Annotated in this window: 22 protein-coding genes; 2 read left to right on the plus strand and 20 right to left on the minus strand. The window is 70.9% G+C overall.

The features are described 5' to 3' along the window. From ACIQ6Y_RS26670 to ACIQ6Y_RS26735, 14 genes are all read right to left on the minus strand, one after another. Entirely contained in the window at positions 1-609 is a 609-nt protein-coding gene (locus ACIQ6Y_RS26670) for an OmpA family protein (protein ID WP_404042507.1), read from the minus strand. 8 nt (positions 610-617) lie between these two features. Then, positions 618-1199 (minus strand): hypothetical protein, encoded by a 582-nt coding sequence (locus ACIQ6Y_RS26675; protein WP_404042508.1) that lies wholly within the window; start codon positions 1197-1199, stop codon positions 618-620. A gap of 41 nt (positions 1200-1240) precedes the next feature. After that, positions 1241-1837, minus strand: a complete 597-nt coding sequence (locus ACIQ6Y_RS26680; protein ID WP_404042646.1) for a pilus assembly protein TadG-related protein — start codon at positions 1835-1837, stop codon at positions 1241-1243. Further along, positions 1834-1980, minus strand: coding sequence for a hypothetical protein (locus tag ACIQ6Y_RS26685; protein ID WP_404042647.1), 147 nt, complete (start codon positions 1978-1980; stop codon positions 1834-1836). Before ACIQ6Y_RS26685 ends, ACIQ6Y_RS26680 begins: the two co-directional genes overlap by 4 nt. Positions 1981-2085: 105 nt before the next feature. After that, a complete protein-coding gene (locus tag ACIQ6Y_RS26690; protein ID WP_404042509.1) occupies positions 2086-2859 on the minus strand; it encodes a response regulator in 774 nt (257 codons plus the stop codon). Beyond that, on the minus strand, positions 2853-4214 hold the full coding sequence (locus tag ACIQ6Y_RS26695) for a sensor histidine kinase (protein WP_404042510.1): 1362 nt from the start codon (positions 4212-4214) through the stop codon (positions 2853-2855). The genes ACIQ6Y_RS26690 and ACIQ6Y_RS26695 overlap by 7 nt, the downstream gene beginning before the upstream one ends. Positions 4215-4222: 8 nt before the next feature. Continuing rightward, on the minus strand, positions 4223-5110 hold the full coding sequence (locus ACIQ6Y_RS26700; RefSeq protein ID WP_404042511.1) for a DUF5936 domain-containing protein: 888 nt from the start codon (positions 5108-5110) through the stop codon (positions 4223-4225). Between the two features lie 12 nt (positions 5111-5122). Further along, a complete protein-coding gene (locus ACIQ6Y_RS26705; protein ID WP_404042512.1) occupies positions 5123-6070 on the minus strand; it encodes a type II secretion system F family protein in 948 nt (315 codons plus the stop codon). Between the two features lie 4 nt (positions 6071-6074). After that, the gene (locus ACIQ6Y_RS26710; protein WP_404042513.1) at positions 6075-7412 is read right to left on the minus strand and encodes a CpaF family protein; all 1338 of its coding nucleotides are present in this window, start codon (positions 7410-7412) and stop codon (positions 6075-6077) included. Then, positions 7409-7771, minus strand: coding sequence for a TadE/TadG family type IV pilus assembly protein (locus ACIQ6Y_RS26715; RefSeq protein WP_404042514.1), 363 nt, complete (start codon positions 7769-7771; stop codon positions 7409-7411). Before ACIQ6Y_RS26715 ends, ACIQ6Y_RS26710 begins: the two co-directional genes overlap by 4 nt. 1 nt (position 7772) lies before the next feature. After that, positions 7773-8147: a TadE/TadG family type IV pilus assembly protein gene (locus tag ACIQ6Y_RS26720; RefSeq protein ID WP_404042515.1), complete on the minus strand. Its 375-nt coding sequence runs from the start codon at positions 8145-8147 to the stop codon at positions 7773-7775. Next, positions 8144-9382, minus strand: a complete 1239-nt coding sequence (locus ACIQ6Y_RS26725; RefSeq protein WP_404042516.1) for a CpaE family protein — start codon at positions 9380-9382, stop codon at positions 8144-8146. The genes ACIQ6Y_RS26720 and ACIQ6Y_RS26725 overlap by 4 nt, the downstream gene beginning before the upstream one ends. A 13-nt stretch (positions 9383-9395) precedes the next feature. Continuing rightward, positions 9396-10103 carry a Flp pilus assembly protein CpaB gene (gene cpaB, locus ACIQ6Y_RS26730; RefSeq protein WP_404042517.1) on the minus strand — a complete coding sequence of 236 codons (708 nt, stop codon included), beginning with the start codon at positions 10101-10103 and terminating at the stop codon, positions 9396-9398. Between the two features lie 51 nt (positions 10104-10154). Next, positions 10155-10997 carry a hypothetical protein gene (locus tag ACIQ6Y_RS26735; protein ID WP_404042518.1) on the minus strand — a complete coding sequence of 281 codons (843 nt, stop codon included), beginning with the start codon at positions 10995-10997 and terminating at the stop codon, positions 10155-10157. Positions 10998-11308: 311 nt separating this feature from the next. Here ACIQ6Y_RS26735 and ACIQ6Y_RS26740 point away from each other — a divergent pair, with 311 nt between their 5' ends. After that, entirely contained in the window at positions 11309-13006 is a 1698-nt protein-coding gene (locus ACIQ6Y_RS26740) for a chitinase (RefSeq protein ID WP_404042519.1), read from the plus strand. A gap of 25 nt (positions 13007-13031) precedes the next feature. Here the strand turns inward: ACIQ6Y_RS26740 and ACIQ6Y_RS26745 are convergent, their stop codons facing one another. Next, on the minus strand, positions 13032-14357 hold the full coding sequence (locus ACIQ6Y_RS26745; RefSeq protein WP_404042520.1) for an Nramp family divalent metal transporter: 1326 nt from the start codon (positions 14355-14357) through the stop codon (positions 13032-13034). Between the two features lie 230 nt (positions 14358-14587). Here ACIQ6Y_RS26745 and ACIQ6Y_RS26750 point away from each other — a divergent pair, with 230 nt between their 5' ends. Next, positions 14588-15934: a M14 family metallopeptidase gene (locus ACIQ6Y_RS26750; protein ID WP_404042521.1), complete on the plus strand. Its 1347-nt coding sequence runs from the start codon at positions 14588-14590 to the stop codon at positions 15932-15934. Here the strand turns inward: ACIQ6Y_RS26750 and ACIQ6Y_RS26755 are convergent. From ACIQ6Y_RS26755 to ACIQ6Y_RS26775, 5 genes are all read right to left on the minus strand, one after another. Further along, positions 15931-16485 (minus strand): hypothetical protein, encoded by a 555-nt coding sequence (locus ACIQ6Y_RS26755; RefSeq protein WP_404042522.1) that lies wholly within the window; start codon positions 16483-16485, stop codon positions 15931-15933. The two genes, ACIQ6Y_RS26750 and ACIQ6Y_RS26755, sit on opposite strands and share 4 nt — an antisense overlap. A 54-nt stretch (positions 16486-16539) precedes the next feature. Beyond that, positions 16540-18003 carry a GntP family permease gene (locus tag ACIQ6Y_RS26760; RefSeq protein WP_404042523.1) on the minus strand — a complete coding sequence of 488 codons (1464 nt, stop codon included), beginning with the start codon at positions 18001-18003 and terminating at the stop codon, positions 16540-16542. Positions 18004-18150: 147 nt separating this feature from the next. Further along, complete coding sequence (locus ACIQ6Y_RS26765) at positions 18151-18561, minus strand: RidA family protein (protein WP_404042524.1); 411 nt, start codon at positions 18559-18561, stop codon at positions 18151-18153. Beyond that, entirely contained in the window at positions 18558-19319 is a 762-nt protein-coding gene (locus tag ACIQ6Y_RS26770; RefSeq protein ID WP_404042525.1) for an IclR family transcriptional regulator, read from the minus strand. Before ACIQ6Y_RS26770 ends, ACIQ6Y_RS26765 begins: the two co-directional genes overlap by 4 nt. Next, positions 19316-20416, minus strand: coding sequence for a sugar kinase (locus tag ACIQ6Y_RS26775; protein WP_404042526.1), 1101 nt, complete (start codon positions 20414-20416; stop codon positions 19316-19318). The genes ACIQ6Y_RS26770 and ACIQ6Y_RS26775 overlap by 4 nt, the downstream gene beginning before the upstream one ends. Positions 20417-20467: the final 51 nt, after the last annotated feature.

Genomic DNA, 20467 nt, shown 5'->3' on the forward strand with positions numbered 1-20467 from the left:
CTACCCCCGCGGGAAGGAGATCTCCACGCGGCGGTTCTTCTTGCGGCTGGCTTCCGTGGCGTTGGAGGCGATGGGGTACTGCTCGCCGTAGCCGCGGACCTCGAAGGTGATGTCGGGGTCGTTGAGGGTGTCGCCCAGGATGGCGTGGACGGCGTTGGCTCGTTGCTTGGACAGGATGTCGCCGTGGGCGGAGGAGCCGAGGTCGTCGGTGAAGCCGAAGACTCTGACCTTGGTCGCGTTCTGGGCTCGGATCTCCTCCGCGATCGCCGCGATGCGTGCCTTGGCCTCCGGGCCGAGCCTTGCGCTGTCCTTGCCGAACAGCACCTCGGCCTGGAGCGCGAACTTCACGTCCGCGTTGGTGTCCTCGCGGCGTTCGTCTCCGCTCTCCTCCTCGACGACCTGCTTGATGTCCAGCACCTTCGGCTCCGCCAGCGTGGCCCCTTCCGGCAGCTTCAGGTCCGGGTCGTTGCCGTCGACCTCCACCGGCGCCACCGCGGTGGGTTCCGTGCCTGGAGGGACGCTGGGGTTGTCGTCCGCGTGAGCACCGGTCGCCGTGAGCAGGATCAGCGTGGTCGCGGTGAGGGTCAGGGTGAGACGGGTCGGGGTCATCGGTGGCCTCACCCTGTGATCTGGATGGGGGCCGAGGCGAATGTGGGGAGCTGGAAGGTGACTTCTGTGGTGTTGGTGGGGGGTGCGGGGAACTGCATGAAGACGGGGATCGAGGCGCCGGCCTCGAGTCTGGGCATGCCCGTTGTCGTCAAGGGCCGACCGTCCGTATCGCGCAGCACGTAGTAGCGCTTCTTGCCCGTCGAATCCACCAGCGTGGCACCGCCGAGCGACGAACCGTGCCGGATGATCTCTGTTTCGTCGCCGGCAGCACGTACCGATACGCGAGCCGCGTCGTCTCCGTCGTTCTTGAGCTCGCCGGTCACGGTGACGAAACCGCCGCTGTCTCTGGCGGCGGTTTGGATCCTGAGGAGTAGGCCGTCCTCACCCTTGAGTTCGGCCAAGGGCGCGTCTGACTGCCCCTCTTGAGCATTCGGCTTGGATCCCTCGTCACGGGAAGCGGGAGCGGAACGGTCGGGCTTCTTGTCGTCGTCGCCCCCTCCCCCGCAGCCGACCACACCGAGGGCCAAAGCGGCCGCCACCGTCATCGCGGCCATCCCCCGGCGGGCCTTGGTTGTGAACCGCTGGCTCATGACTTCGCTTCCTTCTCACTCGCTCGGCCGTTCGCTTCTCATCAGTCAGCCAGATGGACGTCGAAAAGGTCCTCGGGTTTCGGAAGCTCGTCCAGATCCTCCGGGTCCAGCTCCCAGACCTCGCCGTCGCATGTCAGCTCCGGCAGCGCGTCGTCCGCGGGCTCCTCTGCCGGCGGATAGGTGCAGCGAGATTCGATCACGGCCTTGGCCGACGCCGTCGACTTCATGCCCTCCGTGCCCGGAACGATGGAATCGCCGACCGCCTCCGCAGCCGTGACCGTCACCTCGAAGCTCAAGGGGCCGTCCGGATGTCCGCAGCCGTTCGCCGTGGCGTCATTGACCGCCGCCAGGTCGTAGGCACGCCAGCACGCATCGACGGCCGGTCCTGTGCCGTTGAAGATGTCCTGCCATTTGGTCGGGTCGAGCACATCCTCTGCCCATGCCTGGGCCAGTTGGTCCCGCGCTTCCAGCGCCGCTGCAAGTGCAGCCGCATCGGCTGCCGTCTGGGCTCCGTTCCGATTTGCCGCCGCCTGGCCGACCGCGAGGTACGCGAGCGCGAGAAAGAGCAGGCCCGCCACCACCGTGATGTAGATGGGGAAAGCCTGCCCGCTGTCGCCGCGCCTGCGGACGAGTGTCAGCTGATGACTTCGTCGATCTTCGACACGATCGCGTCGTAGATCGTCTGCCCGATGTCCGTCCCCGTAATGGCCAGCACGATCGCCACCACCACCGCGATGATCCCCAGGTACTCCACCGCGGTCTGACCCTTGTCGTTGCGCATGGCGATGCCCTCCTGCCGCGCCGGAAACAATGTCTCCGTCAGCAGTACCCGGCGTGGGCGACCAGGAAGAGGGCCCCTGGGCCCAATCGGGGGCCCAACCGGGGGTCATCGTGGGCCCCCTTGAGGGTCGGCGGTCGTGCGCAGCCACTTGGCTGCGGCTTCGCCGCGGGTTGTGCTGTGGAGTTTGGCGAAGATGCGGTTGATGTGGTTCTTGACGGTCTTCTCGGTGATGAAGCAGGCGGCGGCGATCTGGTGGTTGGTCAGGCCGGAGGCGATGAGGTCCATGATCTCGGCCTCCCTGGGGCTCAGGTGGTGGACGGAGGGGTCCCGGTTCGAGGATGTGGTCGACGTTGTCGACTGTCTCATATCTCGTTGCAGTTGCGAAACGTCTTCTCGCGGTAAAGTCCTTGCCTCCGCGCGTACTTCCTCTACGTCCATTGCAGTCGCACCTCCCCGCAGTGACGCCAGGACCACCGCTCCCGCGCTCGGGGTGAAGTGGGGGCGGCCCCGGGTCGCGTCGCGTACCGCGGTGGCCAGTTCGTCCGGGGTGAACTCGCCGTGGACGAGGTAGCCCACCGCGCCCAGGCGCAGGGCCTGTTGGACCGTTTCCGATTCGCGGCTGTAGGTGAGCATGAGGACGGGCGCGTGGCGGACGAGGTGGGGCAGGGCCGAGAGGCCGTCGAGGCCGGGCATGCGGACGTCGAGGAGGATGACGTCGGGGTGGTGGCGGGCGGCTGCCTCGCGGGCCTCGTGGCCGTCGGCGGCCTGGGCGACGACGGTGAGGTCGTCGCGGCCCGAGAGGAGGGCGGTCAGGCCCGCGCGGACGACCGGGTTGTCGTCGGCCACGATCACCCGCAGGGCGGGTTCCGGGTTCAGCATCGGCTTCCTTGCCCTTTCCTCGCACCCAGCGGTACCTCCAGGCGTACCTCCGTGCCCGGGCCGTCGTCGCCGGGGCCGAGGGTGAGGGTGCCGCCCAGGAACGCCGCACGTTCCGTCATGCCGAGCAGGCCGAAGTGGCCGGAGTGGCGCAGGGCTTCGACCGTCGCGCCGAGCGGCAGGCCCCGGCCGTCGTCGCTGATCAGTACCCGCAGGCCGTCGAGCGAAGTCTCCGACCGCACGCGTACGTGCGTCGCCTCCGCATGACGTGCCGCGTTGTCCAGGGCCTCCGTCACGATCGTCAGGAGGTGGCGGGCCCTGGGGCGGGGCATCGGTACCGCCGTTTCCGCCGGGTGAGCCTCGTACGTGACCTTCAGCGCCGACCGTTCCGCGAACTCCGCCACCCTCGCCGCCAGCTCTCCGGCCACGTCCACCTCGGCCGCGTCGTCCTGCTCGCCCGCCACCCGGCGCAGGTCCGTCAGCAGTTCGCGGGACTCCGCTGCCGCTCTGCGGGCCGAGCGGGCGATGAGGCCGGCCTGGGCGCGCAGGGTCGCCGGGTCGGGGGAAGGGGTCGAGGCCGTGGCAACCAGGGCCTCGGCCGCCAGGGCGACGCCGTGCAGGGTCTTGGCCACGGTGTCGTGCAACTCGCGGGCCAGCTCCGCGCGTTCGGCGCCGACCGCCTCGGTCACCGCCAGGCGGGCCCGGGTGGCCGACAGGGCCTCGGTCGCCTCGCCGAAGCCCAGCATGAGATTGCGCAGGGTGGAGCCGACCGCGCCGGTGATGACGCACAGGCCGGGCAGGAGGAGGGACTCGGCCATGTCCTCGTCGGGGCCCAGCGTGGCGTGGACGAGGAGCAGTATCAGGCCCTGGAGGGAGGCGAAGAAGGCGGCGCCGCGCCAGCCGTAGACGATGCCGGCCAGCAGGGGCGTACAGACGCTGACGTAGGCCAGGGTCGTGTCCGGGCCCGCCGAGATCAGCAGCAGCGCGCCGAACAGCGTGTCCACGGCGAGCAGGGACGGGTGGCGCAGCAGCAGGGGGCCGAAGCGTTCCCAGTCGCGGAAGAGGGCGTACGAGCCCATGAAGGTGACCACCACCGCCGCGCCGACCAGGCGTACGCCCAGGCCGGGGCTCGCGTTCAGCAGCGCCGCCGGGGACGCCACGGCGATCATCGCCAGGCGGAAGCCGAAGACCTGGCGGCACATGGCCTGGACGGCGTTCACCTGGATGGGCAGCGGGGGCGCCCCCGCGGCCGCCCCGTCCCGTCGCTGCCGCCAATGGCACCACTGGCGCCACTCCCGCAGCCCGGCATACGCCGGCCCGCGGCCCGTCCCCCGGCCCGTCGTCGCGATCGTCGCCACCGGTCCTCCTAGCGGCCCGTGATCGAGCCGAAGTCGGTGCCGGAGCCGAGGATCAGGCCGGCGCCGAGCAGCAGCATGGTGGCCGGGACCATGAAGGTGGTGATCATCATGGTGGCCTTGGGGACCGCTCGGGCCGCCTTGCGGCGGGCGTTCTGGGCGTCCGTACGGCGCATGTCCTTGGCCAGCGCCACGAGCGTGTCGACGATCGGGGCGCCCAGTTCCTCGCCCTGCTGGAGGGCCGTCACGAACATCGCCACCTGCTCGGAGTCGTTGCGCCGCCGCAGCTCCGCGAAGGCCTGGCGGCGGCTCATGCCGAGGTCCATCTGGCGCAGGGTGATGCGGATCTCGTCGGCCCAGGGGCCCTCGTAGCGGGAGGCCACCCGGTCCAGGGCCTGGCGGAAGCCGAGCCCTGCGCTGACGACGACGGCGAGGACGTCCAGGAAGTCCGGGAGGGTGCGTTCGATGACGTCCTTGCGGACGCGGATCGCCGACCAGATGCCGACCTCCGTCCAGAAGGCCCCGAACGCCAGCAGCAGCAGAGCCACCAGCACATCCCCGCGCAGGAGGAACACCAGCGCCCCTACGGCTCCCAGGGCGCCGTAGACCGCCCTGCGCGCGGCGTAGCGGTCCAGGGTCAGGCCTCCCGGGTTGCCCGCCAGGTCGATCTTGCGGCGGTAGCGGGCGACCTGCCTGGGGCCCATCAGACGCAGGACCGCGGGGGCGTAGCGCATGCCCATGCGGTCGATGAGGGAGTCGACGGCGCCGGTGCGGGTGGCGCCGACCTCCAGGGCGAGGGCCAGGTCGCCGGGGAGCCGGGCCTCGGCCCGGTACATACGGATGCCGGCGAACATGCCCCCGACGCTCAGGGCCATCAGCAGGGCGAGCAGCACAGCCATGTCGAGGCCTCCTCAGACGTCGATGCGGGACAGGCGGCGGATGAGGACGAAGCCGACGGCGTACAGCGCGAAGGCGATGATCACGCAGGCCTGGCCGACCGGGGAGCCGGTCATACGGTCCAGGGCGCCGTCCTTGACGCCGTTCATGAGGAACAGCGAGCCGACGCCCATGACGGGGACGGCGTACGAGGTCATGCTGACCTGGGAGAGCTGGGTGCGGATCTCGCGGCGGGTCTCCTTGCGCTCCTCCAGGGTCTCGGTGAGGTTGCGCAGGGCGCCGACCACCTGGCCGCCCGCCCGGCTGGAGAGCACCAGGGTCGTCACCAGGACCACCAGTTCGCGTGAGGGCAGCCGGTCGGCCAGCTCGCCGAGGGCGTCGTCCATCGCGGCGCCCATCGCCAACTGGTCGGCCACCCGGGACAGTTCCTCGCCCGCGGGCGCCTCCAGCTCTTCGGCGGCCATGCCGATGGCGGTGCGCAGGGCGAGGCCGGCCTGGGTGGCGTTGGCGAGTATGCGGGCGAGTTCGGGGAGTTGGTTGATGAACTTCTCGATGCGCTTCTGCCGCTGCCAGTTGAGGAACTGCCAGGCCGCCCAGATGCCGAGGAGCCCTGCTAGGGGGCCGAAGAACGGGGCGAGGGTGGCCTGGCCGATCAGCCAGAGGGCGGCGACCGCGGTGAGCATGGCGGCGAAGAACTCGCCGGGTGTGATGTCGAGGCCGGTGGAGGCCAGGCGCAGCTCCAGCAGCCGGCCGAGCCGGGTGCGGCGCAGGCGGCGGTCGAGGCCGCGGAAGTGGCGCCTGCGTCCGGGGGCCGAGCCGCGGCCCGCCTCCAGCGCGAGCCGGTCGACCAGGGCCTGGCGCTGGGCGCGGCCGGTGGCGTAGGAGTGCACGCCGATCACCGCGAGGAGGCAGGTCAGCAGGGTGAGGCCGGTGGTGAGCTGGACGAGCGTGCCTAGTTCCATGGTTCTACCTGGCTTCTCGGGCGGCGAGCTGTTCGGCGTGCTGGGCGACGCCGAAGGCCTGTGGGAGGGGCTGGCTCGCCATGTAGAGGCGGTCGGCGGTGCGGCGCGGCAGCGGGAAGTAGCGGAAGGTGCCGTGCACGCGGCCGTCGGGGGACATGGGCTGTGCGTCGAAACGTGCCACGGTGGCCAGCCGGTACGGCTCTCCGCCGTGGCTGTCGAGGATCGCGATCTCGGTGATACGGCGGGCGCCGTCCGCGAACCGGGCGAGCTGGACGATGACGTCCACCGCGCTGTTGATCTGGTCGTGCAGGGCGACGAAGGGAATCTCCACGTCGGACATGGAGGCGAGGGTCTGCAGGCGGGTCAGCGCGTCCTCCGCGCTGTTGGCGTGCACCGTCGCCAGGGAGCCGTCGTGGCCGGTCGACATCGCCTGGAGCATGTCGAGGGACTCGCCGCCGCGGACCTCGCCGACGACGATCCGGTCGGGCCGCATGCGCAGGGAGTTGCGCACCAGGTCGCGGATGGTGACGTGGCCCTTGCCCTCGACGTTCGGCGGGCGGGACTCCAGGCGGATGACGTGGGCCTGCTGGAGCTGGAGTTCGGCGGAGTCCTCGATGGTGATGATGCGCTCGCCGCCGGGGATCAGGCCGGACAGGGCGTTGAGCATGGTCGTCTTGCCGGTGCCGGTGGCGCCCGAGACGATGATGTTGAACTTCGCCTGCACCAGGCCCGCCAGCAGGAACAGCATGTGCTCGTCGAGCGAGCCGAAGCCGATCAGCTCCTGGAGGGTGAAGGAGCGCGGGAAGCGGCGGATGGTGAGGATCGGGCCGGTCAGGGACAGCGGCGGGATGATCACGTTGACGCGCTCGCCGGACGGCAGCCGGGCGTCGACCATCGGGTTCGACTCGTCGACGCGGCGGTTGACCGTGGACACGATCCGCTCGATGGTCTGCATCAGCTGGTCCACGGACGCGAACCGCAGCGGCAGTTGCTCCACCCGGCCGCCGCGCTCCACGAAGATCGCGTCGGGGCCGTTCACCATGATCTCGGTGATCGACGCGTCCTCCAGCAGCGGCTCCAGGATGCCGAGGCCCAGCGCCTCGTCGACGACCCGGCGGATCAGCTGCGAGCGCTCGACCGTCGACAGCACCGGTCCCTCGCGGCTGATGATGTGCCCGAGCACCCGCTCGAGCCGGGCCCGCCGCTCGGCCGCCGCCAGCGAACTCATCTCGGCGAGGTCGATCTCCTCCAGCAGCTTCGCCCGGTACGAGGCGACCAGATGGCCGTCCTCGCCCCGGCTGCCGTTCTCCTCGGGGACGTTGATGCGTGCCCGCAGGCTCATGGCACAACCAGCTCCTCGTCGGTGTGGTCGAGCGGCATGGTGGCGGTCTTGGTGGCCGGGCCGAACTCCCAGCCGGGGACCAGGGACGGGATCTCGACCGTCGCGGTGACGGTCACCTCGTCGCCGCCGTAAGCGGGAACGCAGCTCACGGAGAGCCAGTCGCTGACCGCCTGGGTGCACGCGTCCTGCGCACTCTCCTGGAGCGAGGCGTTCCGCGCTCCCGCCCGCGCCGCCGTACCCGCCTGCTGACCGGCGTACGCGATGAACCCGATCTGGACGCCGGCGAGGGCGACGAGGACCAGGATCGGGATGAACCCGAGGTATTCGAGGGCGACCTGGCCGCGGTCCCGGAGCTTCACCTCAGTCCTCCTCTTCCTGTACGGCTCCGGCGTGCCCGTCGACCGGGAGCGGGAAGCCGATCACGCCCGGGAAGAGGATGGGGACCTCCAGGTGGACGTCGGCCGTGACGAAACCACCGCTCGCGCCGCACGACACGTGCGCACCGCTCTGCCACGCGCCCGGCAGGTCCTCCAGCCCCGCCCCCTCGCAGGCCGCCTGCCCCTCCGACGCCGTCCCCGCCCGTACGGCCTCGTCCGCCGCGTGGGCCGCCAGCGTGTACGTGTAACCGACCAGCACGCACTGCCACAGCACCACCAGCGTGACCAGGATCGTCGGCGTCATGCCGAGGAACTCGATCGTGACCTGCCCCCGGTCCCCCCGGAGCCGGGCCCTCATCCCCCACCGTCCTTGCGCCGTCGGTCCCCGCGCAGCCGGCCGTGCTTCTGGCTGCCGGCCTGCGCCTTGACCAGGCCGAGTTCGCCGGCGAGGGCGAACAGGGCCTGGCGGATCTGGCCCCTGGGGTCGAGTTCGTGGAGGCGGCCGGCGTCGACGGCGGCCTGGAGTTCCTTGAAGTGGGCCGGGATCGCCGTCGTGGCCAGGGCGGTGCCGGTGATCTTCTGGATCAGCGGCGGCTGGATCTCCGCGCTGCGGCTGGTGCGGTTGACGACGACGGTGGTCTCCTCGGCCTTGCGGATCTGGAGCCGGTCCCACATGCGCACGACCCGTTTGGCGCCGCGTACGGCGACGACGTCGGGGGTGGTGACGAGCAGGGCGGTGTCGGCCATCTCGACGGCGGCGGCGGAGGCGCCGCTCGTCTGGGCGCCGCAGTCGATGACGACGGTCTCGTAGCGGGAGCGCAGGGCGCTGACGATCTGCCGGGCGGCGCGGTCGGTGACCTCCTCGCCGCGTTCGCCCTCGGCGGGGGCGAGGAGCAGGGCGAGGCCGGTGTCGTGGCGGAAGACGGCGTCGGCGAGGACGCGCGGGGAGATGTCGGTGATGGCGGCGAGGTCGACGACGGAGCGGCGGAACTGGACGTCCACGAAGGAGGCGATGTCGCCGGCCTGGAGGTCCATGTCGACGAGTGCGGTGGAGCGGCCGGAGGCCTGGGAGGCGAGGGCGAGCTGGAGCGCCACCAGGGTGGTGCCGACGCCGCCCTTGGCGCCGCTGACGGTGACGACGGTGCCGCCGGCCCCGGTGAACACATCCGTGCCGCCGTGGCCGAGGTGGCGGCGGACGCCGACGGACCAGGTGGCGACGGCCTGGACGCGGCTGGCGAGTTCGTCGTACGACAGCGGCAGCGCGATCACGCCGCGGGCGCCGGAGTCCATGGCGGCGGAGAACAGGCCGGGGCTCGCGTCGCTGGTGACGAGGATGACGCCGACGGCGGGGAAGCGCAGGGCGACCTCGCGGATCAGCTCCAGGGCGGGCACGGGCCCGATGCGCTCGTGGACGACGACGACCTCGGGGAGTTCGTCGACGGAGTCGGCGGCGAGGCGGGCGAGGGTGTCGACGAGCTGGGTGGAGTCGACGACGGGGGCGAGGGGTTCGGCGTCGGGGAGCTGGCTGAGGAGCGTCGTGAGGGACCGGACCGCGTCCGCGTCGCCGACGGCCGGGAGGATCCTCGTGGGCATGCGCGGCCGCCTCTCACTTGTCCTGGGCGAGTTCGTAGGTGCGGTCCTTGTCGGGGACGGCGGTGTCGCTGCCGGGCGCGACCAGGGCGAGGCGGACGCGCTGGGCGAAGGACTCGGCGTAGGTGAGGCGCTGGGCGTCGAGGGTGGACAGCGCGAAGGTGATGGGGACGGCCTCGCCGGCGCGGCGGGTGCGTTCGCTCGCGCCGGGTTCCAGGGGGGTCAGTTCGCCGACGTCGAGGACGCGGGCGCCCGTGACGACGATCCTGGACTGGTCGGGGGCGCCTTCGCGTTCGCCCTCGAAGGTGGCGTAGACGTTGACGGTGGAGCCCGGGGTGATCTTGCCGGCCACACCGGTCGCCGCGTCGATCATGATGGCGACCTCCTGCTGGCCGGGCCGGAGCTCGGGCCGGTCGACGATCATGTCGCTCTGGAGCAGGGAGCCCTTCTTCAGGGTGGTGATCGCGATCTTGCCGCGGATGTCGTCGAGGTCGGTGACCGCGGTGGCCGACAGCCAGCGCTCGGGCAGGCTGATCCTCCTGAACTGCCCGGGGTTCAGTGCGGTGTAGGGGTCCACGTCGCTCTTCAGCTCGTACGCGGTGACCTCGGGGCCGACCTTGGACTTCACGTCGTCGACGACGGAGAGCACGCCGGCGAAGGCGCCGAGGGCGCCCAGGACGGACAGGAGCAGGAGTATCACGCCACGGCGCTGACGGGAGTTCATGGACCGAGCAACCTCTATGGGGGGTGGGGTCGGGGGACTTCACTGCGCGGGTCAGCCGGTGAGCATGCGGCTCTCCGAGGCGGGCGGGACGGCGGAGCAGAACACACAGCGGTCGCCGATGACGTCGAGCCCGCACCAGTGGCACACGCTCTGCCGCACCGAGGCGACCAGTTGGTAGAGCACGGACAGGTCGGGCAGGAAGCTGCAGAACTCGGTCAGCCGGCCGGTGCCCCACCAGGCGGGCGACTCGGCGGGCAGCGGCGTCTCGCGCAGGCCTTGCGTGTTCCAGGCCGGGGCGAGGGTGGCGGTGACCCAGTCGGTGGGGTGCTGGCCCTTGGCGACCAGCATCGAGGTGGCGAACTCCGGTCCGGCGAGGGAGGCTTCGGGGCCGATCCGCACGAGCTGGGGGGCGGGGTGGGCGACGACGGCGAACTGGCTGCCCGGCATCCAGGACTTGGCGTGCGCCTTGAGGGTGACGGGCACGCGGTCGAGCTTGGCGACGGAGCCGAGGACGGCGCCGGCGTGCAGGTAGTGGGTGAGCAGCCGGCCGGCGCAGGCGAGGACGCCCGGGGCGAGGTCGCAGGAGGCGAGCTGGCGCAGCTGCCGGGCGAGGACGGCGACGGCGAGCGGCGGCAGATCGGGGCCGAAGAGGGCGATGCGGTCGCTCTCCAGCAGGGAGCGGACCGTACGCAGACGCCGTTCGACGGCCGGGGAGACGCCGGGCGTGTGGACGACGATCACATGGCCGTGCTGCTCGACGAGCGTGTGCAGGCGGGCGACGGACTGGTCGAGCGGCTCGCGGTCGAGGCCGGCCAGGACGGCCGCGGGCAGGGTGCGTTCGTCCAGCGGCGGCAGCGCCAGGTCGGCACCGGTCACGGCAACGGCAGTTGGCACGCGCAGCTCCCCGAATCCCCGCCAGTCGGCTCGCCGGGAGTTACTCCGGAGCACCGAGATGACTTCATTGCGTGACTACCTCGGCACTGTACCCACGGCCCTGTGACCGGAGAACAGCGTTTGGTGAGCTCCGGTGGAACTGCTGGCGCACAAGTCGCGTCAAAACGGGTCAGGTTGCGCGCTCAGGCCTTCAACTGGCGCTTCTGTTGGCGAGTTGGTCTGGACCTCTTGACACGTCCTATTGGTCTGGACCAACTTGGACGTCCAGCGGTGGCCACCGTCCCCATCCCACTCCCCCACCGGAGGCCCCAGTGGACCGCGCAACACGCCCGAGACGGACCCGCCTGTGGGCCGGTGCCGTCACCGCCGCCCTGGCCCTGTCCCTCACCGCCGCCGTCGAGGCATCCGCGGCCGACATCAACAACGCGAAGAACGCCGGCTTCGAGTCGGGCCTCGCCAACTGGACGTGCAGCGCGAACAGCGGCACCACCGTCTCCTCGCCCGTGCACGGCGGCTCGGCCGCGCTGCGGGCGACCCCGGCCGGGCAGGACAACGCCCGCTGCTCCCAGACCGTCGCGGTCAGGCCGAACGCGACGTACACCCTCAGCGCCTGGGTGCAGGGCGGCTACACCTATCTCGGCGCCACCGGCACCGGCACCACCGATGTGTCGACCTGGACGCCGGACTCGTCCTCCTTCAAGCAGCTGTCGACGACCTTCACCACCGGCGCCTCCACCACCTCGGTCACCGTCTATCTGCACGGCTGGTACGGCCAGGCCGCCTATCTCGCCGACGACGTCTCGGTCTTCGGCCCCGACGGCGGCGGGGGCACCGACCCGGGCCCGACGGTCCCCGGCGCCCCCACGGGCCTCGCGGTCTCCGGTACGACGTCGTCGTCGGTGTCGCTGGCCTGGAACGCCGTGTCCGGCGCGACCGGGTACAGCGTCTACCGCGACGGCACCAGGGTCACCGCGGTCACCGGCACCTCGGCGACCGTGACCGGACTGGCCGCCTCCACCGCGTACTCCTTCCAGGTCACCGCCACCAACGCGGCCGGTGAGTCGCCGAAGTCGGCGGCCGTGACCGGCACGACCGCGCCCACGGGCGGCGGCGGGGGCGGGAGCCTGCCCAGGCACGCGGTGACCGGCTACTGGCAGAACTTCAACAACGGGGCGACCGTCCAGAAGATCTCCGACGTGCCGGGTCAGTACGACATCATCGCCGTGGCCTTCGCGGACGCGACCGGCACACCGGGGGCCGTCACCTTCAACCTCGACTCGGCCGGGCTCGGCGGCTACACCGTCGACCAGTTCAAGGCCGACATCCGCGCCAAGCAGGCCGCCGGCAAGAAGGTCATCGTCTCGGTGGGCGGCGAGCGGGGCACGGTGAGCGTCAACGACTCCGCCTCGGCCACGAACTTCGCCGACTCGCTCTACACGCTGATGCAGACGTACGGCTTCGACGGCGTCGACATCGACCTGGAGAACGGGCTGAACGCCACCTACATGACCCAGGCGCTGCGGTCGCTGTCGGCGAAGGCGGGCCCGTCGCTGATCATCACGATGGCTCCGCAGACGATCGACATGCAGTCGACGTCGAACGCCTACTTCCGGACGGCCCTGAACATCAAGGACATCCTCACGGTCGTCAACATGCAGTACTACAACAGCGGTTCGATGCTGGGCTGCGACGGCAAGGTGTACTCACAGGGCTCGGTGGACTTCCTCACCGCGCTGGCCTGCATCCAGCTGGAGGGCGGGCTCGCCCCGTCCCAGGTGGGGCTGGGGCTGCCCGCCTCCACGCGCGGCGCGGGCAGCGGCTACGTGTCGCCGGCCGTGGTGAAGAACGCCCTCGACTGTCTGGCCCGCGGCACCGGCTGCGGCACCTTCAAGCCGTCACGCACCTACCCCGACCTGCGCGGGGCGATGACCTGGTCCACCAACTGGGACGCCACCGCGGGCAACGCGTGGTCGAACGCGGTGGGGCCGCACGTGCACGCGTTGCCGTAGGCCCGCGACAGCCGTGGCCGGAGGGTCAGAAGAACTCCGACCACGGCTGGTCCCAGATCTGCTTCACGCACAGCACCAGGAAGAGCAGCCCGGCGAGCGCGAGCATCGTGTTGCTGAGCGGCCCGTTGCGCCAGGCGCGCGGGGTCCGGGCGGAGTTGAGCAGCCACAGCAGCGTGCCCGCCAGGAACGGCAGGAAGGCCGCGCCCAGGACGCCGTAGATGATGACCAGACGGAAGGGCTGGTCCTGGAAGAGCAGAACGATCGGCGGGAAGGTCAGCCACAGCAGGTAGGCGCGGAAGGGCCAGGAGCGCTCGCGGGCGCCGGAGGCGACCTCCTCGCCGCGGGCGGCCTCGGTGCCGGGGCGCAGCCGGGCGACGAAGTCGGCGAACATCAGGCTCACTCCGTGCCAGACGCCGATCAGGGAGGTGTAGGAGGTGGCGAAGAAGCCGATCAGGAAGAACTTGGCGGTGGCGGAGCCGTACTCGGCCTCCAGGATGTCGCCGAGCTGGATCAGCCCCTTGTCGCCGCTGGCGATGGCCACGTTCGCGGAGTGCAGCATCTCGGCGCCGACGAACAGCATGGCGACGACGAAGATGCCGGTGGTGGCGTAGGCGACCCGGTTGTCCAGGCGCATGACCTTCATCCAGCCGGTGTCGGTCCAGCCCTTGGCGTTGACCCAGTAGCCGTACGCGGCAAGGGTGATGGTGCCGCCGACGCCGCCGATCAGGCCGAGGGTGTTGAGGACGGAGTCCTTCTCGTCGGGCAGCACGGGCAGCAGGCCCGCGAAGGCGTCCGGGAGGTTGGGGGTGACCCGGATCGCGAGGTAGACCGTCACCAGGAACATGACGCCGACCAGGACGGTCATGACCTTCTCGAACACGGCGTACCGGTTGAACCAGACGAACACCAGGCCCGTCAGGCCGCAGGCGATCGCCCACCACTTCAGGTCCATCACGTCCGGGAAGAGCGCCTGGAGCGGCAGCGCGCTGGAGGACATCGCGGCGGCGCCGTAGACGAAGCCCCAGACGACGGCGTAGACCGCGAAGAACCAGGTCGTCCAGCGGCCGAGGCTCGCCCAGCCGTCGAAGAGGGTGCGGCCGGTGGACAGATGCCAGCGGCCGGCCGCCTCCGCGAGGGAGATCTTGACCAGGCAGCCGACGATCGCGGCCCACAGCAGGGTGTAGCCGAAGCTGCTGCCCGCGATGAGGGTGGCGACGAGGTCGCCGGCGCCGACGCCGGTGGCCGCGACGACGATGCCGGGTCCGATGTGGCGCCAACTCGACGGCCGCATCGGCGATTCGGTCTCGGATGTGACGCCTGGTTCCGTGGGGTGTCCCGTGGTGTCCGCCATGAGCGTCAAGAAAGCGCAAGGGCGGGTGCGGGGCAAGAGGGCCTGCCCGGATCTGCACCCGATGCGCGCAAGGCGCGGGTCCCCATACGGCCGGTTCTGATATTGACCTGAACATGCCACCCGCGCACCATGGGCGCCACACCCGCACCTGTCGCACGGAAGCACCACCCCCCAGCTCCACTCCCCACTTCCGGAAGACCCCGGAATCCCTGGAGAACCAAGGAGACTTCATGCGACTCCGCATACGCGGCTCAGGCGCCCGCCCCACCAGAAGGTCCGCCGCGCTGGCCGCCGTCCTCGCCCTCGCGCTCGCCGCCCCCGTCTCGGCGACCGTCGCCGACGCCGACAGCGCCGCGAAGGCGGCCCCCTCCGCCGACGACATCCGGCAGTACGAGGTCCACGTCCACAACAGCACCGCCGCCGAGCGCACCGCCGTCACCGCGGCCGGCGTGACCGTGGACCAGACCGACGAGGAGGGCCTGGTCGTCTCCGGCCGGGCCGACCAGATCCGCCGGCTGCGGGCGAAGGGCTACCAGGTCACCGCACTGCCCGACGCCTCCGCCCGGATCGCCGAGGACGACATCCGGCTCTACGACTTCCCCTCGGCCGACTCGCGGTACCACAACTACGCCGAGATGAACGCCGAGATCGACCAGCGGCTCGCGGCCTACCCGAACATCATGAGCAAGCGGGTCATCGGCAAGTCCTACCAGGGCCGCGACATCGTCGCCATCAAGATCAGCGACAACGTGGCCACCGACGAGGCCGAGCCGGAGGTGCTGTTCACCCACCACCAGCACGCCCGCGAACACCTCACCGTGGAGATGGCGCTGTACCTGCTGCGCGAGCTCGGCGCGGGCTACGGCTCCGACTCGCGCATCACGAGCATGGTGAACGGCCGCGAGATCTGGATCGTGCCCGACCTCAACCCCGACGGCGGCGAGTACGACATCGCCTCCGGCTCCTACCGTTCCTGGCGCAAGAACCGGCAGCCCAACTCCGGTTCCTCGTACGTCGGCACCGACCTCAACCGCAACTGGAACTACCGCTGGGGCTGCTGCGGCGGCTCCTCCGGCTCGACGTCCTCGGAGACCTACCGCGGCACGGCGGCCGAGTCGGCGCCCGAGGTGAAGGTCGTCGCCGACTTCGTGCGCAGCCGGGTCGTCGGAGGCGTGCAGCAGATCAAGGCGGCCATCGACTTCCACACGTACAGCGAGCTGGTGCTGTGGCCGTTCGGCTACACCTACTCGGACACCACGACCGGCATGACGGCCGACGACCGCAACGCCTTCGCGACCGTCGGCCAGAAGATGGCGGCCAGCAACGGCTACACGCCCGAGCAGTCGAGCGACCTGTACATCACCGACGGGTCCATCGACGACTACCTGTGGGGCGCCCACAAGATCTTCGGCTACACCTTCGAGATGTACCCGTCGTCCGGCGGCGGCGGCTTCTACCCGCCCGACGAGGTCATCGAGCGGGAGACGTCCCGCAACCGGGACGCGGTGCTCCAACTGCTGGAGAACTCCGACTGTATGTACCGGTCGATCGGCAAGGCCGCGCAGTACTGCGCCTAGTCCGCGGCTTCTTCGCCCGCGGGCCCTTCGCCCGTGGCCTCTTCCTCGAAGTACGCGTCGAGGACCGCGTCCAGCTGCGTGTCCCAGTCCTTGTGCTGGGCACGGGACTTGGCCTCGATCTCGATCGGGTACCAGCGGCGGTCGGGGGTGTGGACGGTGACCGTGTACCGCTTGCCGAAGCGGCCGGTCTCCGTCTCCACCGCGCCGATCTCGTCCCACCGGAACTCGCACTCCTGGTCGTCCAGGGCGAGCCGGACACCGGTGGCGTCCGCGACGATCCGCGCGCGCCGGTCGGCGGCCTCGAACACGGGGCCGTCGACGGGCGCCTCGACGGAGGCCTCCTCGGCGGGGGCCGCGGCCTCTTCGGCGTCGACCGCGGCCTCTTCGGCGGCGGACTCGGCCTCTTCGGCGGCGGCCTCGATCTCGGCCTCGGCCTCGGGCCGGGCGTCCTCCGGCTCCTCCTTGGACACGGGGCCCGTGAGTCCGGGGATGTGCGCCGGGTTCACTCCGGCGTCCAGGGGCTGACTGCTCGAACCTATGCGCTGCTCCACAGCGGAGCAGTATGGTCGACGATCCTGTGCCGCACACAGCCAGCCCCGGCATCGTTATACGAAGATGCTCAACCCGGCGGCCATCACGAAGCCCACCACCGAGAGCACCGACTCCAGCACGGTCCAGGTCCGCAGGGTGTCCCGCTCGCTGATGCCGAAGTACTTGGCGACCATCCAGAAGCCTCCGTCGTTGACGTGCGAGGCGAAGATGGAGCCGGCCGAGATGGCCATGATGACGAGGGCGACGAACGCCTGGGAGTGGTCGCCCTCGGCGAGCAGCGGGGCGACGATGCCCGCGGTCGTGACGATGGCGACCGTCGCCGAGCCCTGGGCGACCCGCAGCACCACGGAGATCAGGTACGACAGCACGATCACCGGCAGGCCGACGTCGTGGAAGGTGTCCGACAGGGCCTGCGCCACCCCGCTCGCCTTCAGTACGGCGCCGAAGACCCCGCCCGCGCCGACGACGAGCAGGATGTTGCCGACCGGCTTCAGGGACGAAGTGGACACGGTCTCCAGCGACTTGCGGGACCAGCCGCGGCGGACGCCGAGGACGTAGTAGGCGAGCAGCAGGGCGATCGTCAGGGCCACGAAGGGATGGCCGAAGAACTCGATCACCGAGCGCGGGGTGGAGGGGTCCAGGGCGATCGACGAGAAGGTCGCGGCGAGGATCAGGATCAGCGGCGTACCGATGACGGCGAGGACCGTGCCGAGGGCGACGGGCTGCTCACGGGGCTCGGCCTGCTCGGCCCGCACCGCGCGCTTGGCGTCCTCGGCCGCCTCCACCATGTCCTGCGGCACGGCCACGAAGATCCGGCGTCCGATCCACGCCGAGAACAGCCACGCGGCCAGCACGGCGGGGACGCCGCAGACGACGCCCATGAGGATGACCCAGCCGAGGTCGACGTGGAGGAGTCCGGCCGCGGCCACGGGGCCGGGGTGCGGCGGCAGGAAGGCGTGGGTCATGGACAGGCCCGCGAGCAGCGGCAGGCAGTACAGCAGGATCGACCGGCCGGACCGCTTGGCGGCGGCGTAGACGATCGGCGCGAGGACGAAGATGCCCACGTCGAAGAAGACCGGGATGCCGAAGACGACACCCGTCACGCCCATGGCGAGCGGGGCGCGCTTCTCCCCGAACAGGCCGAGCAGGCGTGAGGCGAGCACCTCGGCCCCGCCGCTGACCTCCAGGATCGCGCCGAGCATGGTGCCGAGGCCGATGATGATCGCGACATGGCCGAGGATGCCGCCCATGCCGGACTCGATGGTGGAGACGGCGTCGCTGCGCTGGACGGTGCCGAAGAGCTCCGTGACCGAGAGGCCGGCGAGCAGGCCGACGGCTATGGAGACGGCGAGCAGCGCGACGAACGGCTGGAGCCGCACCTTGATGATCAGGAAGAGCAGCAGGGCGATACCGACGGCGGCGACGGTCAGCAGCCCGGCCGTGCCGTCGATCAACGTCAGAAGGCCACCGGTGTGGGGTGGGGCCTCGGGGGCGGGAGCGGCGAGCGAATAGGACATACGGGGGTCCTCTACGTAAGGGCATGGAGCTTTCGGGCAGGGGGGATCGCGGCACGGCACCGCGGTGGGTGCCGTGCCGTCGGGTGCGGCGTACGAAGAAGAAGCGGCGTCAGCCGAGGACAGCGGTGTCAGCCGGGGAGGGTGGCGTCAGCCGAGGACGGCGAGCGCGTCGATCTCGATGAGCAGCCCGGCGGGGAGGCCGACGTAGACGGTCGTGCGGGCGGCGGGCGGGGCGGTGAGGTTCTGCGCCTCGAAATAGACGTTGTAGATCTCGTTCATCTCGGCGAAGTGCGCCACGTCCGTCAGATAGACGCGGATCATCATCACGTCGTCCCAGGAGGCGCCGCCCTCCTCCAGGATCGCCTTGACGTTGGCGAGGGTCTGCAGGGTCTGCTCACGCAGGCTGGGCCCGGCGGGCGTGGGGGGCTTGCCGTCCTCGGCGGGCAGGAAGCCGACCTGGCCGGCGACCTGCAGGATGTTGCCCTTCTTCACGCCGTGCGAGAACTTCGCGGGCGGGACGGTGTGGGTCTTCGGGGTGAGCGCGATCTTGTCCGTCATGCGGGGTCCCTTACGGTCGTTCGTCCGGAGTACTCGCCGCTGATGGCGTCCGCGCTGCGGCGCACCAGCGGGAGCAGGGTGAGGAGTTCGTCGGCGGTGACGACGACGTTCGGCGCGGACACCGACATCGCGGCGACCACCCGGCCGTCGGCACCGCGGATCGGCGCGGCGACGCAGTTGATGGACTCCTCGTGGCCGCCGAGGTCGGAGGCCCAGCCCTGTTCGCGCGCCTGCGTGAGTTCCCTGAGGAAAGCCTCCGCGTTCGGCGTCGAACGGGCCGTGTACAGGGGGTAGTCGAGCTTCTCGGCGACCGCCCGGCGCTCGGCCTCGGGCAGGTCGGCGAGCAGCAGCTTGGCGACGGCCGCGACCGTGATCGCGACGGGCTTGCCGATCCGGGAGTACATGCGCACCGGGTAGCGGCTGTCGACCTTGTCGATGTAGAGCACCTCGCCCTCCTCGTACACGGCGAGGTGCACGGTGTGCCCGCACTCCTCGTTGAGGCGCAGGAGGTGGGGGTGGGCGATCTCGCGGATGTCGAGGTTCTCCATCGCCTCCTGGGCGAGCGCGAAGAGCCGGGCGCCGAGCCGGTAGCGCTGGTCGGACTGGCGGTAGACCAGCCCGTGTTCGTGCAGGGTGCGCAGCAGCCGCAGCGCGGTGCTCTTGTGGACACCGAGGCGGTCGGCGACCTGCCCCAGGTCGGCGGGGCCCTCCGCGAGCAGCGGCAGGATGCTCAGTGCCCGGTCGACGGTCTGGCTCATGGCGTACGTACCTCCTCCAAGGCCTTACCGGCACGCGTCCAGCCGGGGCCGAGTCGAAGTCTCCCCCACGCGTCCTCTCCGAGGGCGGCGAGCCGATCGGCGTGGCCTCGGGAAGGGGGCACGGCGAGATCCCCGGGGACGGTGAGCACGGCCGCGGCCCACAGGTGCCCGTGCCGCAGCCGCTCCCGCACGGGCAGCCCCCGCAGAGTGGCGGAGAGAAACCCAGCGGCGAAGGCGTCCCCGGCACCGACAGCGGCTACGACCTGAACTTCTGGGGCGGGGCTGAAGTGCGTGCCCTCAAGGGGCGCGGGGAACTTCGCGACCAGCCCACGAGAACCCGCAGACGGCAGACGACGCCGACCACCCCGCTCATAGGCCGCAGCCCCCGCCGCCCCCTGCTTGACGACGACCAGCTCAGGCCCGTCCAGCGCCTCGACCAGCGCCCTCTCGTCACACAGCCCCCACGCCTCCCGAGCCTCATCCGCCCCCACGAACACCACATCCGCTCGCCGGGCGAGATCGAGCAGCACCTCCGGCCCCGCCGATCCACCCCACAGCCCCTCGCGGAAGTTCACATCGAAGGACACGAGCGGCCGCCCACCCCGCGGAGCGGTCAGTTCCCACAGCAGATCGAGACAGTTCCCCGACAGCGCGGCCGTGATCCCGGAAAGGTGCAGCACCCGCCCCGAAAGGGCCACGGAGAGGTCGACGTTCGTCGTGCTCATCGCGGACGCCGCCGACCCGGCCCGGTAGTACGCCACCTCGTGCGCGTCCGTCGACCGATCCCCCGCCGTACGGAAGTACACCCCGGTCGGCCGCTCCGGGTCCCGTCCGACGGCCGTGACGTCGACGCCGTACGCGCCCACGGCCTGCACGAGATGGTCCCCGAACCCGTCCACCCCGACCCGGCTGACCCACCTCACCGCATGGCCGGCGGCAGCCAGCGCGCACGCCACGTTGGACTCCGCGCCGCCGATGCCGCGCTCGAACGACGGCACGTCGGCGAGCCGTCCCGGCCGGGTGGGCAGGAACGTGACCATGGACTCGCCGAGGGCGACGACGTCCACGACGTCCGGGGTGGGTCCGGTGACAGTCACGATGGTCGGATGCTCCTTCGGGGTGCGCGGCCGCTCCGTTGACCCCGCGTC

The sequence above is a fragment of the Streptomyces sp. NPDC096205 genome (assembly GCF_044763135.1).
Lineage (GTDB): Bacteria > Actinomycetota > Actinomycetes > Streptomycetales > Streptomycetaceae > Streptomyces.